The organism is Tardiphaga sp. 839_C3_N1_4, assembly GCF_051811045.1.
Taxonomy (GTDB): domain Bacteria; phylum Pseudomonadota; class Alphaproteobacteria; order Rhizobiales; family Xanthobacteraceae; genus Tardiphaga.
Genome location: NZ_JBPWQD010000001.1, coordinates 5,531,357 through 5,548,724, shown reverse-complemented (window position 1 = coordinate 5,548,724; position 17,368 = coordinate 5,531,357). Strand labels below are relative to the sequence as shown.

The 17,368-nt window shown below is 60.4% G+C and carries 16 protein-coding genes; 10 read left to right on the top strand and 6 right to left on the bottom strand.

Features of this window, described 5'->3' with window-relative positions:
• The first annotated feature begins 82 nt into the window (after positions 1 to 82).
• Positions 83 to 994, top strand: coding sequence for a LysR family transcriptional regulator (locus AB8A38_RS26595; protein WP_439087949.1), 912 nt, complete (start codon positions 83 to 85; stop codon positions 992 to 994).
• A gap of 7 nt (positions 995 to 1,001) precedes the next feature.
• Here AB8A38_RS26595 and AB8A38_RS26590 read toward each other — a convergent pair whose 3' ends face one another.
• From AB8A38_RS26590 to AB8A38_RS26570, 5 genes are all read right to left on the bottom strand, one after another.
• The gene (locus AB8A38_RS26590; RefSeq protein WP_439087948.1) at positions 1,002 to 1,982 is read right to left on the bottom strand and encodes an ABC transporter substrate-binding protein; all 981 of its coding nucleotides are present in this window, start codon (positions 1,980 to 1,982) and stop codon (positions 1,002 to 1,004) included.
• Between the two features lie 31 nt (positions 1,983 to 2,013).
• Complete coding sequence (locus tag AB8A38_RS26585) at positions 2,014 to 3,144, bottom strand: ABC transporter permease (protein WP_439087947.1); 1,131 nt, start codon at positions 3,142 to 3,144, stop codon at positions 2,014 to 2,016.
• Positions 3,141 to 4,043, bottom strand: coding sequence for an ABC transporter permease (locus AB8A38_RS26580; RefSeq protein ID WP_439088613.1), 903 nt, complete (start codon positions 4,041 to 4,043; stop codon positions 3,141 to 3,143). Before AB8A38_RS26580 ends, AB8A38_RS26585 begins: the two co-directional genes overlap by 4 nt.
• 13 nt (positions 4,044 to 4,056) lie before the next feature.
• The gene (locus AB8A38_RS26575) at positions 4,057 to 4,842 is read right to left on the bottom strand and encodes an ABC transporter ATP-binding protein (RefSeq protein ID WP_439087946.1); all 786 of its coding nucleotides are present in this window, start codon (positions 4,840 to 4,842) and stop codon (positions 4,057 to 4,059) included.
• A 300-nt stretch (positions 4,843 to 5,142) separates the two neighbouring features.
• Positions 5,143 to 5,943, bottom strand: a complete 801-nt coding sequence (locus tag AB8A38_RS26570) for a response regulator (protein ID WP_315843306.1) — start codon at positions 5,941 to 5,943, stop codon at positions 5,143 to 5,145.
• A 222-nt stretch (positions 5,944 to 6,165) separates the two neighbouring features.
• On the opposite strand from AB8A38_RS26570, the gene AB8A38_RS26565 reads away from it, so the two are divergent.
• The 8 genes from AB8A38_RS26565 to AB8A38_RS26530 all read left to right on the top strand — a co-directional run bounded on the left by AB8A38_RS26565 (position 6,166) and on the right by AB8A38_RS26530 (position 15,471).
• Positions 6,166 to 6,363, top strand: coding sequence for a NepR family anti-sigma factor (locus AB8A38_RS26565; protein ID WP_068735402.1), 198 nt, complete (start codon positions 6,166 to 6,168; stop codon positions 6,361 to 6,363).
• Positions 6,363 to 6,911 (top strand): sigma-70 family RNA polymerase sigma factor, encoded by a 549-nt coding sequence (locus tag AB8A38_RS26560; RefSeq protein ID WP_068735058.1) that lies wholly within the window; start codon positions 6,363 to 6,365, stop codon positions 6,909 to 6,911. Before AB8A38_RS26565 ends, AB8A38_RS26560 begins: the two co-directional genes overlap by 1 nt.
• A gap of 232 nt (positions 6,912 to 7,143) precedes the next feature.
• Complete coding sequence (locus AB8A38_RS26555) at positions 7,144 to 8,367, top strand: ABC transporter substrate-binding protein (RefSeq protein ID WP_315843307.1); 1,224 nt, start codon at positions 7,144 to 7,146, stop codon at positions 8,365 to 8,367.
• 160 nt (positions 8,368 to 8,527) lie between these two features.
• Positions 8,528 to 9,763, top strand: coding sequence for an ABC transporter substrate-binding protein (locus tag AB8A38_RS26550; RefSeq protein WP_315843308.1), 1,236 nt, complete (start codon positions 8,528 to 8,530; stop codon positions 9,761 to 9,763).
• A 157-nt stretch (positions 9,764 to 9,920) separates the two neighbouring features.
• Positions 9,921 to 11,156 (top strand): ABC transporter substrate-binding protein, encoded by a 1,236-nt coding sequence (locus AB8A38_RS26545; protein ID WP_439087945.1) that lies wholly within the window; start codon positions 9,921 to 9,923, stop codon positions 11,154 to 11,156.
• Between the two features lie 176 nt (positions 11,157 to 11,332).
• Entirely contained in the window at positions 11,333 to 12,574 is a 1,242-nt protein-coding gene (locus tag AB8A38_RS26540) for an ABC transporter substrate-binding protein (protein ID WP_315843310.1), read from the top strand.
• 182 nt (positions 12,575 to 12,756) lie between these two features.
• Entirely contained in the window at positions 12,757 to 13,998 is a 1,242-nt protein-coding gene (locus tag AB8A38_RS26535) for an ABC transporter substrate-binding protein (protein WP_439087944.1), read from the top strand.
• A 192-nt stretch (positions 13,999 to 14,190) separates the two neighbouring features.
• Positions 14,191 to 15,471: a glycerate kinase type-2 family protein gene (locus AB8A38_RS26530; protein WP_439087943.1), complete on the top strand. Its 1,281-nt coding sequence runs from the start codon at positions 14,191 to 14,193 to the stop codon at positions 15,469 to 15,471.
• Between the two features lie 163 nt (positions 15,472 to 15,634).
• On the opposite strand, the gene AB8A38_RS26525 is transcribed toward AB8A38_RS26530, so the two are convergent.
• The gene (locus AB8A38_RS26525; protein WP_439087942.1) at positions 15,635 to 16,141 is read right to left on the bottom strand and encodes a MarR family winged helix-turn-helix transcriptional regulator; all 507 of its coding nucleotides are present in this window, start codon (positions 16,139 to 16,141) and stop codon (positions 15,635 to 15,637) included.
• A 182-nt stretch (positions 16,142 to 16,323) separates the two neighbouring features.
• Here AB8A38_RS26525 and AB8A38_RS26520 point away from each other — a divergent pair, with 182 nt between their 5' ends.
• Positions 16,324 to 17,364 (top strand): branched-chain amino acid ABC transporter permease, encoded by a 1,041-nt coding sequence (locus AB8A38_RS26520; RefSeq protein WP_439087941.1) that lies wholly within the window; start codon positions 16,324 to 16,326, stop codon positions 17,362 to 17,364.
• Positions 17,365 to 17,368: the final 4 nt, after the last annotated feature.

The following is a 17,368-nucleotide window of genomic DNA, read 5'->3' as shown; positions in this document are numbered from 1 at the left end:
CGCATGTCGCTTTCGGGCATTGAAGCCAGAAGCTTCCCTCTATTCAATTGAATTAATTCTATCCCATTGATAGAAATTCTCTATGGATGTGAATCTCCGGCAGATCCGGTCTTTCGTCGTCGTCGCCCAAACCGGGAGCTTCACCCGCGCCGCGGAGTTGCTGCATCTAGCGCAGCCGACGCTAACGGTTCAGATCAAGCGCCTCGAAGAAACCCTCGAGGTGAAACTGTTCGATCGCAACACCCGCTCCGTCGAACTGACGCGGGTCGGCCGCGAACTGCTGCCGGTGTTTCAGCGCATGATTAGGGATCTCGATGCCGTCGTCGTGGATACTCGCGATATCGCGGCCAAGCGCCGGGGCGTGGTCCGGATCGCGGCGCTTCCCTCGGTCGCCGCGGGTGCTCTGCCCGAGGCCATCAAGTCGTTTCGCGAGTTGCAGCCCGGCGCATCTTTCGTCCTGAAGGACGTGATCGCCAACCGCGTCCTTGACCTCGTCCGTTCAGAAGAGGTCGATCTCGGCATCATGGGCGGCACCGTCACCGGCCACGATGTGGACGTGTTGCTCGAAGTGCGCGACCGCATGCATGTGGTGTTTCCGGCGAAGCATCCGATCGGCGGAATCCGCAAGGTCACCATCGACGATCTGATGAAATATCCGCTGGTGCTGATGGACCCCGCGACCAGCGTCCGCGCGGTCGTCGACAGCGCTTTCCTGAAGGCGGGACACGTCGCGCAGCCGACATGCGAGGCAACCTATATGATGACCGCCATCGCCATGGTCCGCGCCGGCCTGGGCATCACCATCCTGCCGGGCTCAGCCCGCGAGATCGGCGCGGAGCCGGATTTGCGCTCGCGTCAGATCGATGTCGCGGATTTCTCGCGGGCCATCACCATCATCAAGAAAGCCGGCCGCACGCTGCCGCCGATCAGCGACGCCTTTGGCGATCACCTCGCCAAGTCAATCGGCGCGCAGCCTTTATTCGCGCGCCGCTGATGCGCAATTACTTCATCGCCTCATAGACCGCGAAGCTGTAGGCACCTTCCGGCTTCTTGGTAATCACGGGATCCGAACCGCCAGACATCAGCGTCGCAACCGTGCGATCGTAGTCCTTGACGTCGAGCTTGCCGTTGGCATCGCCGAGCAACTTGCTGACCTCGGTCATCATGCGCTTCTGATCCTTGGCAGTCTTGGCGCCCGTGGAGTCGCCAGCCAAGATGATCTTCACGGCTTCGTCGGGATTGGCCTTGGCATAGTCCCAGCCCTTCATCGACGCCTTCACGAACTTCGCCATCTTGGCGACGAAGGCGGGATCCTTGAGGTTCTTGTCGAGCACCCAGAGACCATCCTCCAGCGTGGCGACGCCCTCATCCTCATATTTGAACACGGTGAGCTGGCTCGGCTTGTAGCCGCCGTCGATCACCTGCCAGTATTCGTTATAGGCCATGGTGGAGACGCAATCGGCCTGCTTCTGCAGCAGCGGATCGACATTGAAGCCCTGCTTGATGATCTTGACGCCGGCCGGCGAACCATCGGTCTTGTAGCCCAGCTTCGACATCCAGGAGAGGAACGGATATTCGTTGCCGCCATACCAGACGCCGGTGACCTTGCCCTTCAGATCGGTCGGCTTCTTGACGCCGGTCTCGGCGCGGCAGGTAAGTTCGAGCCCGGACTTCTTGAAGGTCTGCGAGATATTGACCAGCGGCACGCCCTTCTCGCGCGAAGCCAGCGCCGAGGGCATCCAGTCCACCACCACATCGGCACCGCCGCCAGCGATCACCTGCGGCGGAGCCACGTCAGGGCCACCCGGCTTGATCGTCACGTCGAGCCCGGCGTCCTTGTAGAAGCCCTTCTCCTTGGCCACGAAGTAGCCGGCGAACTGGGCCTGCGCGACCCATTTGAGCTGGATGGTGACCTTGTCCGCCGCTTGCGCGGAGCCGAGCGAGAGAGCCATCGCTGCGCCGAATGCCATGATCTTCTTCATGCTCAACTCCAGAATTGGCGAACCTGCCGAACTAGGTCCGCATCGATGGATGCCAAAACGTCGTCACGCGCTCGGCGAGCGCAACAAGTCCATAAAATGTCATTCCCGCGATCGCGGCGAGCGCGATCTCCGCCCACACCATATCGAGCGCCATGCGCCCGGCTTCGGTGGAAATTCGAAAGCCGATGCCTTGCGTCGGCGTGCCGAAGAATTCCGCGACGATGGCACCGATCAGGGCCAGTGTGGCATTGATCTTCAGTGCATTGAAGATGAAAGGTAGAGCAGCGGGAAGATACAACTTGATGAGAGTCTGGGCATAGCTCGCGCCATAGGAGCGCATCAGGTCACGCTCGATATCGCCGGCAGCTTGCAGACCGGCCAACGCATTCACCAGCATCGGGAAGAACGTTACCAGCGCCACCACGGCAGCCTTCGATGGCCAGTCAAAGCCGAACCACATGACCATGATCGGCGCGACGCCAACCAGCGGCAGTGCCGAGAAGAAGTTACCCAAGGGTAGCAGCCCGCGGCCGAGAAATTCAAAGCGATGCGCGAGGATCGCCACCAGAAGCCCGGCGCCGCAGCCGATGGCATAGCCGATCAGCACACCACGGATGAAGGTCTGCACGAAATCCGCGCCCAATATCGGCAGCGACGCCATGAATTTCGTAGCGGCAGCGCTCGGCGACGGCAGCAGCACCGGCGGCACGCCCGCCCCGCGCACCACAACTTCCCAGAGATAGAACACGGCCGCACCAAACAGCAGCGGGATGGCAAGATCGATAGCCTTACGGAATATACTGCTGCGCGGCCTCAGTCCGGCCAGCGCAACGACGGAGATCCATGACGCCAGCCAGACGCCGATCACCACCATCCAGAAGCCTGACGCGGCATCGCCAGCAATCAAGGGATCGCGCAACAGCGTCAACGTCATGTCCGCCGTGATGCCTGCGCCGACCAAGCCGATCACGATGGCCGGAAGGCCGCGAAAGCCGGCAGCGAAAGCGAAGACCAGCACGATCACGCCGGTGAGCAGGAAGGTCAGCGGCCGCGCCATCAGTGCTGCGACGGGCGTGCCGGCCAGCGGCAGCGGCAACATCAGCGTGATCAGCACGCACACCGCCGACATGATGAAGCCTAGGCGGATCTGGCGACGGTTCATGACCGCGCCCCCATCCGCTGCGCCACCTTGCGTTCGGCATAGCCGACGATGGCGATCAAACCAGAAGCCAAAACAGCAGCGGCAACCAGCGCAGACCAGATCTGGATGGTTTGGCCATAATAGGAGCCGGCTAGCAGGCGCGCGCCGATGCCGGCTTCCGCGCCGGTCGGCAATTCCGCGACGATGGCGCCGATGAGCGAAATGGTCATGGCAACCTTGAGGCTGGCAAAGAGATAGGGCACCGCCGAAGGCCAGCGCAGTTTCGACAGCACCTGCCTAGATGTCGCCGACCATGTCCGCATCAGATCCATCTGCATCGGATCGGGTGAGGTAAAGCCCTTCACCATGCCTATCGTGATCGGGAAGAAACTCAAATAGGCCGAAATGATCGATTTCGGCAGCAGGCCCTGTAGGCCGATAGCACCGAGCACCACAATGAAGATCGGCGCCAGCGCCAATATGGGCACCATCTGCGAGCAGATGATCCACGGCATCAGGCTGCGCTCCAGCACGCGGCTGTGCACGATGGCGAGCGCCAGCACGATGCCGAGCAGTGCCCCGAGCGCGAAGCCGAGCAGCGTCGCCGACAGCGTCACCATGGAATGATAGACGAGGCTACGCGGCGCCGTCGGCGCATAGCCGAACACGCCGTCGATGAAAGCACCGACCACCTGATGCGGCGCCGGCAGCAACGGCCGCTCCGCGCTCATGGTGCCTTCCAGCAATTCCATCGTCGTGTAAGGCGCTTCCTCGCGCTCGAATCCGCCGCGCACAAGCGACAGGTTCATCAGCACGGCGCCGATGTACCAGACGACGATCAGCACTGCGACAATGGCCACCAGCGGCGTGCTACGCTTTACCAGCGGATGCGTGCGCCATGCCTCACGCGTGACCGGCATGGTATCCACCGTACTACTCGTCATAGGAGTGCCCGGCCCGCAGCCCCGTGCGCACGCGCTGCGCGATGGCCATGAATTCCGGTGTCTCGCGGATTTCCAGCGTGCGCTCGCGCCGGAAATTGCAGTCGATAATATCAGTGATACGGCCCGGCCGCGGCGACATCACCACGATCTTGGTGGAAAGAAACACCGCTTCGGGAATCGAATGCGTCACGAACAGCACGGTCTTGCGGGTCTTGGCCCACAATTGCAGCAACTGTTCGTTGAGATGATCCCTGACGATCTCGTCCAGTGCGCCGAACGGCTCGTCCATCAAGAGCAATTCCGGATCGAACGACAGCGCGCGCGCGATCGAGACGCGCTGCTGCATGCCGCCCGAGAGCTGCCAGGGAAATTTCCGCTCGAAGCCGGTGAGATTGACCAGCTCCAGATAACGCGCTGCGCGCTGTTTCTGTTCGGTCGGCGAGAAGCCCATCAATTCCAGCGGCAGCTTGAGGTTGGCCTCGATGCTGCGCCAGGGAAACAATGCGGGCGCCTGAAATACATAACCGTAATTGCGCCCGAGCCGCGCCTGCTCGGCGCTCATGCCATTGACAGTGACGCTGCCAGAGCTTGGTTGCTGCAGGTCCGCGATCACACGCAGCAGCGTGGTCTTGCCGCAGCCGGAGGGACCAATGAAGGAGACAAACTCCCCACCACTGACTCGCAGATCAACATTGGATAGCGCTTCGACCTTGCCGTCGGCCGTATCGAAGGTGAGCGATACCTTGCTGACGTCGACCGCGATGGTACGTGTCACGTTGGCTTGATAAATGTGAGGTTCAGCGTCGGCAGTTGAGTTCATGCGCACCGGTTCGACCAGAAGGGTCACGCAGCCGGCCACACCCCTGCGGGACGTGGCAATATGCCGCCTATCGGGGGATGATATCGGCATTGATCGCTGCTTCAACACAATAGTGCCGACCCCTTCCCGCCGCTCGCTGATAGTTTGCGCAAGGACAGCGGACTTATTGGGCAGTTATTATCTACCGCGCCGCATCGCCCAAACAAAAACGGCCGGGCGTGGCCCGGCCGCTGCAATCGCATCGATAAAATGAGATCAGGACGCCCTAGCGGTCTTATTCTTCGAGTTGCGCTGAAAGAACAGCGCCTGGCTGGCGACGGCCGAGACCATCGCGGGCTGGAACGGCTTCGAGATCAGGAAGGCCGGCTCCGGACGTTCGCCGGTTAGAAAACGCTCCGGATAGGCGGTGATGAAGACCACCGGCACTTCGAAGATGCGCAGCAACTCGTTCACCGCGTCGAGACCCGAGCTGCCATCGGCGAGCTGGATATCGGCGAGGATCAGGCCGGGCTTCTTGTTCTTCGCGAGCGCCACCGCATCCGCATGGGTGCGGGCAACGCCGATGACGTTATGACCGAGATTCTTCACGAGGCTTTCGAGATCCATCGCGATGAAGGTCTCGTCCTCGATGATCAGAACGTCGGTGGCGATCTCGGCGGCCATTTCGCGGCCGGCCGTGTCGGCCAGCGAACGCACTTCCGCCACATCAGCGTCGAGTACGAAGGCGACCTCCTCTTCCGAGAAGCCTTCGAGCGACAGCAACAGGAAGGCCTGTCGTGGCAGCGGGGTAATGTTGGAAATGCGCTTCTCGGACGCAGCCTGCAGCGGCGCGACATCCGGATTGTCATTCAAGGCGACAGAGTTCCAAATCTGGGTGAACAGACGAAACAAGCCGGCGCGGGCGCCGTGTTGTTCGTCGAGCAGCGACTGGTCTTGCAGCAACGCTTCCAGCATGGCGCCTACATAGGCATCGCCTGAGGCCTGGTTGCCCGTGAGGGCTCGGGCATAGCGCCGCAATAGCGGCAAGTGTTCAGCTACGAGCTGTGATCGGGACATCCCCACTCCATCCTGTTCTAAATCAAAATCAAAGGGGTATCGGAATACGACCGGTTCCTTCGATGTGCGTGTCTACGTCCCAGTCGGACAAAAGTTCCACGAGGTCGGAACTTTCCGCCGCGCTCCGCATTAAGATCGCGAACAGACGCCGCAAAGGCTTCAAAAATCAAGAAAATTTCTCAATTCCAGGGGGCGTATCTTCTGGGGAATGTGGAACGGGTCATGAAAGATGTGAAGCCGAAGGGCGGATTAAACGCCGAAATCCAGTCACGGATCGGGCATCAGTTGCGCGCGATGTACGACGATGTCGTGCGACAGGGCGTGCCGGACCGATTTGCGGAGCTGATCCGCAAGCTGGACGGGGCTGAGGCTCAAGCCCAGATCGCTGGCGATCCTGGCAAAAATGAAGGAGGGGAATAATGCCTCTCACAGACTCACTCCGCGACGACATTCTGGCGTCGGTGCCTAGCCTGCGCGCCTTCGCGATCTCGCTCTCCGGCAACGGCGACCGGGCCGATGACCTCGTACAGGAAACGCTGTTGCGCGCGCTCGCCAATATCGACTCCTTCCAGGTTGGCTCGAATCTGCCTGCGTGGTTGTTCACCATTCTGCGTAACCTGTTCCGGTCGGACTATCGCAAGCGGCGGCGTGAGGTGGAGGATGCGGATGGCAGCTATGCCAAGACTCTGAAGACCCAGCCGGCACAAAACGCCCATCTGGAATTTGAGGAGTTTCGCGCGGCGCTTGAGAAGCTTCCGCAGGATCAGCGCGAAGCGCTTATTCTCGTCGGCGCATCGGGCTTCTCCTATGAGGACGCGGCCACGATCTGCGGCTGCGCCGTCGGCACCATCAAGAGCCGCGTCAATCGCGCGCGCTCGAAGCTCAGCGCCTTGCTCTATGTGGATGGCGCAGAAGACTTCGGCCCGGACGATACCGTCCGCGCAGTGATCGGCGGATCGGGCGGTTAGTTCGATCCGACAATTGAGGCAAGACAAGCGGTCACTTCGGTGGCCGCTTTTTTTTGTATGAGTTGGTATGACTGCATCAGCAGCGCGCCGACTTCTTCCACAATCGGGGCGAAGGAACCGCCACCATCTTTCCGCCACACAGAAAGTGCCCCTCGCGCTTACATCGCCGGGGATTTTTGTTGATGCACATGCCATTAACGCCTCGCGACTGCTGTACGAGGACCAACCGGGGATGCCTGCCTTTCGACCACGAACAATCTCGCTTGCCGCCGCACTGAGCATCGCCTGCGCAGGTCATGCTCTCGCGCAGAAACAATACGATCCCGGCGCATCCGACACCGAGATCAAGATCGGCAACATCATGCCCTATAGCGGGCCGGCTTCGGCCTATGGCATCGCGGGCATCATCGAGGCCGCCTATTTCCGTATGATCAACGATCAGGGCGGCATCAACGGCCGCAAGATCAATTTCATCAGCTATGACGATGCCTATAATCCGTCCAAGGCCGTCGAGCAGGCACGCAAGCTGGTCGAATCCGACGAGGTGCTCGTGGTGTTCAATCCGCTCGGCACACCGTCCAATGCAGCGATCCAGAAATATCTCAACATCAAGAAAGTGCCGCAACTGTTCGTCGCCGCCGGCGCGACCTATTTTGGCAATTACAAGGCTTTCCCGTGGACCATGGCATGGCAGCCGCCCTATGAGAGCGAGGGCCGCATCTATGCGAAATATCTGCTGACCGAAAAGCCCGACGCGAAGATCGCGGTGCTCTATCAGAACGACGACCTCGGCAAGGACGTGCTGAAGGGCCTGAAGGATGGTCTCGGCGACAAAGCTGGGGGCATGCTGATCGCCGCCGAAAGCTATGAGGTCACCGAGCCGACCATCGATAGCCACATCATCAATTTGAAAGCCTCCGGCGCCGATACGTTCATCAGCGTCACGACACCGAAGTCGGCAGTCCAGAGTATCCGCAAGGTCTCCGAACTCGGCTGGAAGCCGCTCTACATCCAGGGCTATGCCAGCGCATCGATCAGCTCCGTGCTGAAGCCGGCCGGACAGGAGATCTCGCAGGGCATCCTGTCGGCCTATTACGCCAAGGACGGCTCGGATCCGCAATGGGACAACGACCCCGGCATGCAGCGCTTCTATGCGTTCCTGGCCAAATACGCTCCGGACGCCCGCCGCAACGACATCTCGGCAGTCTACGGCTATGGCGCGGCGCAGACCATGGTTCAAGTGCTGAGGCAGGCCGGCGACGATCTCACCCGTGCCAATGTGATGAAGCAAGCCGCCAGCCTGAAGGACTTCGCGCCGGACACGATGCTGCCGGGCGTCAAGCTCAACACGTCCGCGACTGATTTCTACCCGATCGAACAGTTGCAGATGATGCGCTTCAAGGGCGACAAATGGGAGCTATTTGGCCCTGTGATCTCGGGCGAGATCAGCCGCTGAATTATACCGGGGAACGGCATATCCATTGCCCAATAAAGCAGCCCTTCGCGGTGTCATCGCGAGGGGCTTTTTGTTGCCGCATACACGCGAACGGTGTTCAATCCGGCCGGAGCCGCAAAGGCCCGCAAAACAAGACGAATAAAAATTAGGGAGTTCTGAAATGCCTTGGATCCGATCGCGCGCACTGACTTTGTCGGTTGCCGCGGCCCTCAGCGTCGCAGCCAGCAGCAGCGCGTTGGCCCAGAAGAAATACGACACCGGCGCCACTGACACCGAAATCAAGATCGGCAACATTATGCCGTATAGCGGCCCTGCCTCGTCCTACGGACTGATCGGCAAGACCGAAACAGCCTATTTCAAGATGATCAACGACCAGGGCGGCATCAACGGCCGCAAGGTTAACTTCATCAGCTATGACGACGCCTATTCGCCGCCGAAGGCGGTCGAACAGGCCCGTAAGCTGGTCGAAAGCGACGAGGCACTGTTCATCTTCAATTCGCTTGGTACACCGTCGAATACGGCGTTCCAGAAATACATGAATGCCAAGAAGGTACCACAACTTTTCGTCGCCACCGGCGCCAGCAAGTGGAACGATCCGAAGCACTTCCCGTGGACGATGGGCTGGCAGCCGAGTTACGCGGTCGAAGCACAAATCTACGCAAAATATCTGATGAAGGAGAAGCCGGACGCCAAGGTCGCGGTGATCTATCAGAACGACGATTTCGGCAAGGACTACCAGAAGGCGTTCAAAGAAGCGCTGGGTGCCAAGGCTACCACGATGCTGGTCACGGAAGAGAGCTATGAGATCTCCGAGCCGACCATCGATTCCCACATCGTGAAGGTGAAGTCGCTCAATCCCGATGTCGTCGTCCATTTCGTGACGCCGAAATTCGCAGCCCAGGGCATCAAGAAGATCGGTGAACTCGGCTGGAAGCCGCTGCAGCTCGTCACCAATGTCAGCGTCTCCGTCGGAGCAGTGATGCAGCCCGCCGGCTTCGACAATGCGCAGGGCGTGCTGTCGGCTGACTACCGCAAGGACGGCGCGGACTCCCAGTGGAAGGACGACCCGGGCATGAAGAAATGGTCCGCCTTCATCGACAAATACATGCCGGGTGCCGACCGCACCGACAACAGCCTCGTCTACGGTTATGGCGCCGCGCAGACGCTGGTGAAGGTGCTGGAGATGTGCGGCGACAACCTGTCCCGCGAGAATGTCATGAAGCAGGCGGCAAGCCTGAAAGACTTCGCGCCAGACACGCTGCTGCCGGGCATCACCATATCCACCTCGGCCACCGACTATGCACCGATCGCGCAGTTGCGGATGATGCGCTTCAAGGGCGACAAGTGGGAGCTGTTCGGCGACGTGATCAATGCCGACACGACTGCGGCGGACTAGTACCCGCAGCACTTTGCACTGCACCACTAGAACAACGGAGCCCCTGCGATTTGGTCGCAGGGGCTTATTCTTGTGACTGGCGCATCAGGGGTATTCAATGCGGACAGGAGTCGCAGAACTCCACCAAAGACCTGGGAAGAAATGATCACGGAGATCCATGATGCTCGCACGATCCATGCGCCTTGCAGCACTGCCTGCTGCTATGGCGCTTCTGGCCGCCAGTGTGTCCGGCGCGCTCGCGCAGAAGAAATACGACACCGGCGCCACCGATACTGAAATCAAGATCGGCAACATCATCCCTTATAGCGGCCCCGCGTCTGCCTATGGAACGATCGGCAAGACCGAGACCGCCTATTTCAACATGATCAACGCACAAGGTGGCATCAACGGACGCAAGATCAACTTCATCAGTTACGACGACGCCTATTCGCCGCCGAAAGCCGTGGAGCAGGTGCGAAGGCTGGTCGAATCCGACGAGGTGCTGGTGGTGTTCAATCCACTCGGCACGCCGTCCAATACCGCGATCCAGAAATATCTGAACGGCAAGAAAGTGCCGCAGCTCTTCGTCGCCACCGGCGCCACCAAATGGAACGATCCAAAGAACTTCCCCTGGACGATCGGCTGGCAACCCTCCTATCAGAGCGAAGCACAGATCTATGCGAAGTATCTTCTGAAGGAGAAGCCGAACGCGAAAATCGGCGTGCTTTACCAGAACGACGATTTCGGCAAGGACTATCTGAAGGGCTTCAAGGACGGCCTCGGCGACAAGGCAGCATCGATGATCACCATCGAGGATAGCTACGAGATCGCCGAACCGACCATCGACACCCATGTGGTGAAGCTGAAAGCTGCGAACCCCGACGTACTGATGATCTTCACGACGCCAAAATTCGCGGCACAGACTATCAAGAAGACCGCCGAGCTTGGCTGGAAGCCGTTGCAGATCCTCGCCAATGTCAGCGTCTCCGTGGGAGCGGTGATGCAGCCCGCCGGCTTCGACAATGCGCAGGGCGTACTGTCGGCCTCCTACACCAAGGACGGCACCGATTCACAATGGAAGGGCGATCCCGGCATGAAGAAGTGGAACGCGTTCCTCGACAAATACATGCCGGACGCCAACAAAGCGGATTCGAGCACGGTCTATGGCTATGGTGCTGCGCAGACGCTGGTCAAGGTGCTGCAGATGTGCGGCGACGACCTGACCCGGGCGAATGTCATGAAGCAGACCGCCAACCTGAAGGACTTTACCCCCGACACGCTGCTGCCGGGCATCACCATCAATACCTCGCCCACCGATTTCGCGCCGATCTCGCAATTGCAGATGCAGCGCTTCAAGGGCGACAAATGGGAGCGCTTCGGCGAGATCTTCAGCGCCGACGCCGTCACGCAATAACTCTGCAGCGCCTGCAGCTCTGCTGCATCAGCGAACACGAATTATACCGCTCTCGCGACCACGTCGCGGGGGCTTTTTCTTGCTGGCGATCCCGCGCGGGTGTTGAATGTCGTCAGGAGCCGCAGAGCTCCACGTCAAGAAACATGACACATCACAATTGATCAGGGAGATCAGAAATGCCCGCAATGCACTTGCGTTTGGCCACGTTTCCAGCCGCCTATTTGGCTGGCTTGGCTTTGCTCGCCGCGTCCGCCACCGGCGCGCTCGCCCAGAAAAAATACGACACCGGCGCCTCGGATACCGAAATCAAGATCGGCAACATCATGCCCTATAGCGGACCCGCCTCCGCCTATGGCGTGATCGGAAAAACCGAGGAAGCCTACTTCAAGAAGATCAATGCTGCTGGCGGCATCAACGGCCGCAAGATCAACTTCATCAGTTATGACGACGCCTATTCGCCGCCAAAGACCGTCGAGCAGGCGCGCAAGCTGGTGGAATCGGACGAAGTTCTGCTGGTGTTCAACTCGCTGGGCACACCGCCGAACTCGGCAATCCAGAAATACATGAACAGCAAGAAGGTGCCGCAATTGTTCGTGGCCACCGGCGCCACCAAGTGGAACGACCCGAAGGACTTCCCCTGGACCATGGGCTGGCAGCCCAACTACCAGAGCGAGACGCAGATCTATGCGAAATATCTTTTGAAGGAAAAGCCCGGCGCGAAGATTGCCGTCCTTTACCAGAACGATGACTACGGCAAGGATTACCTCAAAGGTCTGAAGGACGGCCTTGGCGCAAAGGCCGCTTCGATGATCGTGGTGGAGGAGAGCTACGAGACCTCCGAGCCGACCATCGACAATCACATCGTCAAGCTGAAGTCGTTGAACGCCGACGTGTTCGTCAACATCACGACGCCGAAATTTGCGGCGCAGGCTATCAAAAAGGCCGCCGAGATCGGCTGGAAACCGATGCACTTCCTCAACAACGTGTCCAACTCGATCGGCAGCGTGATGAAGCCGGCCGGCTTCGAAAACTCGCAGGACATTATTTCCGCTGCGTATCTGAAGGACGTGGCGGACACCCAGTGGAATAACGACCCCGGCATGAAGGAGTTTCTCGCCTTCCTCGACAAGGATTTTCCGGAAGGCAACAAGCTCGATGGATTGATCGTCACCGGTTACGGGGTCGCCCAGACGCTGGTTGAGGTTCTCAAGAAGTGCGGTGACAACCTGACCCGCGAAAACGTCATGAAGCAGGCGGCCAGCCTGAAGGACTTCCGAACCGAGGTGCTGCTGCCCGGCATCAAGATCAACACATCTGCGACCGACTTTGCGCCGATCAGCCAGCTTCAGCTGATGCGTTTCAAAGGCGATAAATGGGAGCTGTTCGGCGAGGTCATTAGCGCTGATGTAGGCGGCTGATCGCCCTCATTCCACATAACGGAAAATACGTGAGGCCCGCGTCAAAAACAGCGCGGGCCTTATTGCGTTTTTGGTCGCTTTCCATTTGAGCCATTGTGCAATCGCGGTATGACTATCTCGCAGGCGCAAAAGAGCCTGCAGAACAAGAAAATCTCGCCTTGCAAGCAAGGGAAGGAACTCAAATGTCTGCCACGTCCGCGCGGCTATTGTCGCTCTCGGCCGCGACCATGTTACTCGCCATTTCCTCGACCCACGTCCTCGCCCAAAAGAAATACGACACCGGCGCCAGCGACACCGAAATCAAGCTCGGCAATATCGTGCCCTATAGCGGACCGGCCTCGGCCTATGGCGCCGTCGGCAAGGCACAGGCCGGCTATTTCAAGATGATCAACGACAAGGGCGGCATCAACGGCCGCATGATCAACTACATCTCCTACGATGACGCCTATTCGCCACCGAAGGCTGTCGAGCAGACCCGCAAGCTCGTCGAGTCCGACGAAGTGCTCTTGATGTTCTCGGCGCTCGGCACGCCGTCCAATACGGCGATCCAGAAATATCTCAACGCCAAGAAGGTGCCGCAACTGTTTCTGGCCACTGGCGCCACCAAATGGGCCGATCCGAAGAACTTCCCCTGGACCATGGGCTGGCTGCCCAGCTACCAGAGCGAAGGCCGCATCTATGCCAAGTACCTCTTGAAGGAAAAGGCCGGCGCGAAGATCGGTGTGCTCTATCAGAATGACGACTTCGGCAAGGACTACCTGAAGGGCGTCAAGGACGGCCTCGGCGACAAGGCCTCGTCGATCGTGATCGAGGAGAGCTACGAGCTCACCGAGCCGACCGTGGATTCCCACATCGTCAAGATGAAGTCGCTCAATCCCGACGTGGTGATCATCTTCGCAACCCCGAAATTCGCCGCACAGACCATCAAGAAGATCGCCGAACTGGGCTGGAAGCCGACCATGATCGTTCCGGGCGTCAGCGTATCGATCGGTCAGGTGCTGCGTCCCGCAGGCTTCGAGAACGCCCAGGGCTTGCTCTCCGCGCATTACTCCAAGGACGCCACCGACCCGCAGTGGAAGGACGATCCGGGCATCAAGGCCTACCGTGAGTTCCTGGCCAAATATGTCCCGGACGGCAACCCGGCCGACAGTTCGCTGATGTCCGGCTACAACATCGCCGAGACCATGGCGATCCTGCTCAAACAGTGCGGCGACGATCTCACCCGCGCCAATGTGATGAAGCAGGCGGCGAACCTGAAAGACGTCCAGCAGTCGACGCTGCTCCCGGGCGTGAAAGTCAATACCTCGCCAACCGACTTCTCGCCCATCGAGCAGATGCAGCTGATGCGTTTCGAGGGCGAGAACTGGAAACTGTTCGGCGACGTGTTGACCGGTGAACTCGGCGAAAGCGGCAAGGGCGGTTAGCTCTTACTTCCCCTCTCCCCCAGCGCAGCGAAGCTGCGCGCCGCGGGAGAGGGTGCCTGAGTGAAGCGAAGGCGAGAGAGGGCTCCTTGCTTCTTAAGCGAAGCCCCCTCTCCCACCAGCCGCGGCTGCGCCGCGTCCGGGGGCGAGGAGAAGCGCTTGCCGCCTCCCTCAATGAGCGGCATAACCCCGGGCATGACCGATAAACGCCCCCTGCTCCGCGCAATTTTCGATGCCGCAGTTGCTGCGGCCCATCCCGATGTCATCCTCAGCGCCCACCTGCCGGCGCCGCCGAAGGGCCGCATCATCTGCCTCGCCGCCGGCAAGGGAGCCGCCGCCATGGCTGCCGCCGCGGAAAAGCACTATCTCGACACGCTGAAACTCGATCCCGCGCGCCTCACCGGCATCGCCACCACGCGCCATGGCCATGACGTGCCGACACGGCGCATCGGTGTGGTTGAGGCCGGCCATCCCGTGCCCGATGAAGCGGGCCTCAAGGGTGCCGACGACAGCCTCAAACTCGCAGCGGATGCCACCGCGGACGACCTCCTGCTGGTCTTGATCTCCGGCGGCGGCTCCGCCAACTGGACCGCGCCAGTGGCGGGCATCACCTTCCAGCAGAAGCAGCAGCTCAACCGCGCGCTGCTGCGCTCTGGCGCCGTGATCGGCGAGATCAACACGGTGCGCAAGCATCTGTCGCGTATCAAGGGCGGCCGTCTCGCCCGCGCCGGGCAGAAGGCCGAGATCGTCACGCTTGCGATTTCCGACGTGCCGCATGACGATCCGGCGGTGATCGCATCGGGACCGACGGTGCCGGATACAACAACGCTGGCCGATGCCCGTGCCATCATCGCGAAATTCAATCTCGCCATCGACGACGCAGTACGGGCGGCGCTTGACGACAGCGCCAATGAAAGCGTGAAGCCGAACGACCCGGCATTCGCACGTGCGCGTTTCGAGCTGATCGCCCGGCCGCGCGAGTCGCTCGATGCCGCGATCAAGATTGCCAGGGACGCAGGTTACGAGATCATCGATCTCGGTGCCGACCTCGAAGGCGAAGCCCGCGAGGTTGCCGCTGACCACGCGAAGCTCGCATTAAAGGCCAGGGCCGACGGCAAGAAACTCGCGATCCTCTCGGGTGGCGAATTGACGGTGACCGTGACCGGCAATGGCCGCGGCGGCCCGAACCAGGAATACGCGCTGGCGCTCGCGGATGCTTTCAAGGACACCAGCGGCATCGTCGCGCTCGCCGGTGACACCGACGGCGCCGATGGCGGCGCCGGCAGCGCCAACGATCCAGCCGGTGCGATCATCGATGCGCGTACGTTCGAGGCCATGCGTGCACAGAAGCTCGATGCGAAGGCAACGCTGGCGAATAACGACGCGACGACGTTCTTCACCGCGACCGGTGACCTGCTGCACACGGGGCCGACGCTGACCAATGTAAATGACGTCAGGGTAATTTTGGTGGATTGAGCTACACCGTCATTCCGGGACACGGGGCGCCACTTGGCGCTCGCGAACCTCAGCCACTCCACTTGGAGTAGCGGGGAATCCAGGAGTGATGAACATGTCGAGGTTCCGGGCTCGGTCCCGTCGCCTGCGGCGCCGGTCCCGCCCCGGAATGACGGGTGATTGGCTAAAACTCCCTAGCAATCTTCGCCATCATGCCCAGCAGCGCCTTGTGCTCGGCCGGCCCCAACACCTCGATCAGCCGCGCTTCATGCCGCGTCGCCACCAGCTTCTTGGCGCGGGCCAGCGTGGCACGCCCCTTGTCCGTGAGCATCAGCACATGGGAGCGGCGATCGCTCGGCGAGCGCATCCGCGTCAGCAAATCGCGGCTCTCCAGAGCGTCGAGCAGCGAAACGAAATTCGGACGGAGAATGCCGAGCGTATTGGCGATTTCGGTCTGGTTGCGGCCGGGGTTCTTGTCAAGCAACAGCAGCACCGAGAACTGCGCCGGCGTCAGCTGCAGCGGCGCCATGCAGCGCAGGAAGTCTTCGAACACCTTCAACTGCGCGCGTTTCAACGAATAGCCCAACAGTTCAGAGAGTTCGCCGAGCTGCAGCGCACCACCCTCCTCATCGAACCCGACGAGCGCGACTTGCTTGGCTTGATCCTGAGACGACGTCTTTGAAACAGTCATTGCTCGCTTTCCGCGGTAGCCGGCAGCTTGAATGAAACACCCGATCGAAGTGCGACGGGCCTTGAGATTATGTTAGATAATCGTTATGAGATATATCAAATAGACGGCGGGTTTCAACCGCCATTGTTGATCGTCCCGCGCCTGTGGTATCCGGCGCAGACAGTGTGGGGGAGCGCGCGGCTTTGAATACGACGATTTTGCTGTTCCTTTTGCAGGACGGCATCACCAATGGCGCGATTTATGCGCTGCTAGGGCTGGCCCTGGTGCTGGTCTTTGCGGTTACACGCATCATCCTGATCCCCCAGGGCGAATTCATCACCTTTGGCGCGCTGACCTATGCCAGCCTCTCGGCCGGCCAGATGCCGGGCACCATCAAGCTCGCCGTTGCCATGGGCGTCGTGGCCTTTGCCTTCGATCTCTTCACCTTCCGCAAGGCGCTCCATGCCAAGCGCGTACTGCGCTCGATTGCGGTCAATATCGTGTTCCCGCTGGCGATTTGGGGCGTGATGTGGGCGCTGGGTGGACGGCCGGGGAATATCGCCCTCAACATCGCTCTGTCGCTGCTGATCGTCGCCGCCATCGGTCTTTATCTCTATCGCATCGCGTTCCAGCCGATTGCCCACACCTCGGTGCTGGTGCTGCTGATCGCCTCGGTGGGCTGCCACCTGGCGTTACAGGGCTTTGGCCTCGTCTTCTTTGGCGCCGAAGGCCAGCGCGGCCCGGCGATCTCCTCTGATGCCATCACCATCGGCGCGCTGCGCTTCACCGGCCAGAGCATCGCCGTCTACGGCATCACCATCGCGTTGATCGTCGGGTTGTGGCTGTTCTTCGGCTACACGCTTTATGGCAAGGCGCTACGCGCCACGGCGGTAAACCGCCTCGGCGCCCGCCTCGCCGGCATCCGCACCTCACTGTCGGGTCAGATCGCGTTCCTGCTGGCCTCGGTCATCGGCGCCATCTCAGGTATTCTGATCGTCCCGATCACCACGCTCTATTACGACACCGGCTTCCTGATCGGCCTTAAGGGCTTCATCGCCGCGATCATCGGCGGCCTCGTCAGCTATCCGCTGACGGCTGCCGCCGCAATCCTGGTCGGCTGCGTCGAGGCATTCTCGTCCTTCTATGCGAGCAACTACAAAGAGGTCATCGTCTTCACGCTGATCCTTCCGGTTCTGGTGCTGCGCTCGCTCGCCGCACCCGCAGTCGAAGAAGAGAAGGATTAAGCGC

What these genes read in the sequence shown, in the direction of transcription:
- AB8A38_RS26555 (WP_315843307.1), top strand. Translation starts at nt 7,144, where the DNA reads ATGCCTGCCTTTCGACCACGAACAATCTCGCTTGCCGCCGCACTGAGC.
- AB8A38_RS26565 (WP_068735402.1), top strand. Translation starts at nt 6,166, where the DNA reads ATGAAAGATGTGAAGCCGAAGGGCGGATTAAACGCCGAAATCCAGTCA.
- AB8A38_RS26560 (WP_068735058.1), top strand. Translation starts at nt 6,363, where the DNA reads ATGCCTCTCACAGACTCACTCCGCGACGACATTCTGGCGTCGGTGCCT.
- AB8A38_RS26595 (WP_439087949.1), top strand. Translation starts at nt 83, where the DNA reads ATGGATGTGAATCTCCGGCAGATCCGGTCTTTCGTCGTCGTCGCCCAA.
- AB8A38_RS26550 (WP_315843308.1), top strand. Translation starts at nt 8,528, where the DNA reads ATGCCTTGGATCCGATCGCGCGCACTGACTTTGTCGGTTGCCGCGGCC.
- AB8A38_RS26525 (WP_439087942.1), bottom strand. Translation starts at nt 16,141, where the DNA reads ATGACTGTTTCAAAGACGTCGTCTCAGGATCAAGCCAAGCAAGTCGCG.
- AB8A38_RS26545 (WP_439087945.1), top strand. Translation starts at nt 9,921, where the DNA reads ATGATGCTCGCACGATCCATGCGCCTTGCAGCACTGCCTGCTGCTATG.
- AB8A38_RS26590 (WP_439087948.1), bottom strand. Translation starts at nt 1,982, where the DNA reads ATGAAGAAGATCATGGCATTCGGCGCAGCGATGGCTCTCTCGCTCGGC.
- AB8A38_RS26580 (WP_439088613.1), bottom strand. Translation starts at nt 4,043, where the DNA reads ATGCCGGTCACGCGTGAGGCATGGCGCACGCATCCGCTGGTAAAGCGT.
- AB8A38_RS26585 (WP_439087947.1), bottom strand. Translation starts at nt 3,144, where the DNA reads ATGAACCGTCGCCAGATCCGCCTAGGCTTCATCATGTCGGCGGTGTGC.
- AB8A38_RS26570 (WP_315843306.1), bottom strand. Translation starts at nt 5,943, where the DNA reads ATGTCCCGATCACAGCTCGTAGCTGAACACTTGCCGCTATTGCGGCGC.
- AB8A38_RS26530 (WP_439087943.1), top strand. Translation starts at nt 14,191, where the DNA reads ATGACCGATAAACGCCCCCTGCTCCGCGCAATTTTCGATGCCGCAGTT.
- AB8A38_RS26535 (WP_439087944.1), top strand. Translation starts at nt 12,757, where the DNA reads ATGTCTGCCACGTCCGCGCGGCTATTGTCGCTCTCGGCCGCGACCATG.
- AB8A38_RS26540 (WP_315843310.1), top strand. Translation starts at nt 11,333, where the DNA reads ATGCCCGCAATGCACTTGCGTTTGGCCACGTTTCCAGCCGCCTATTTG.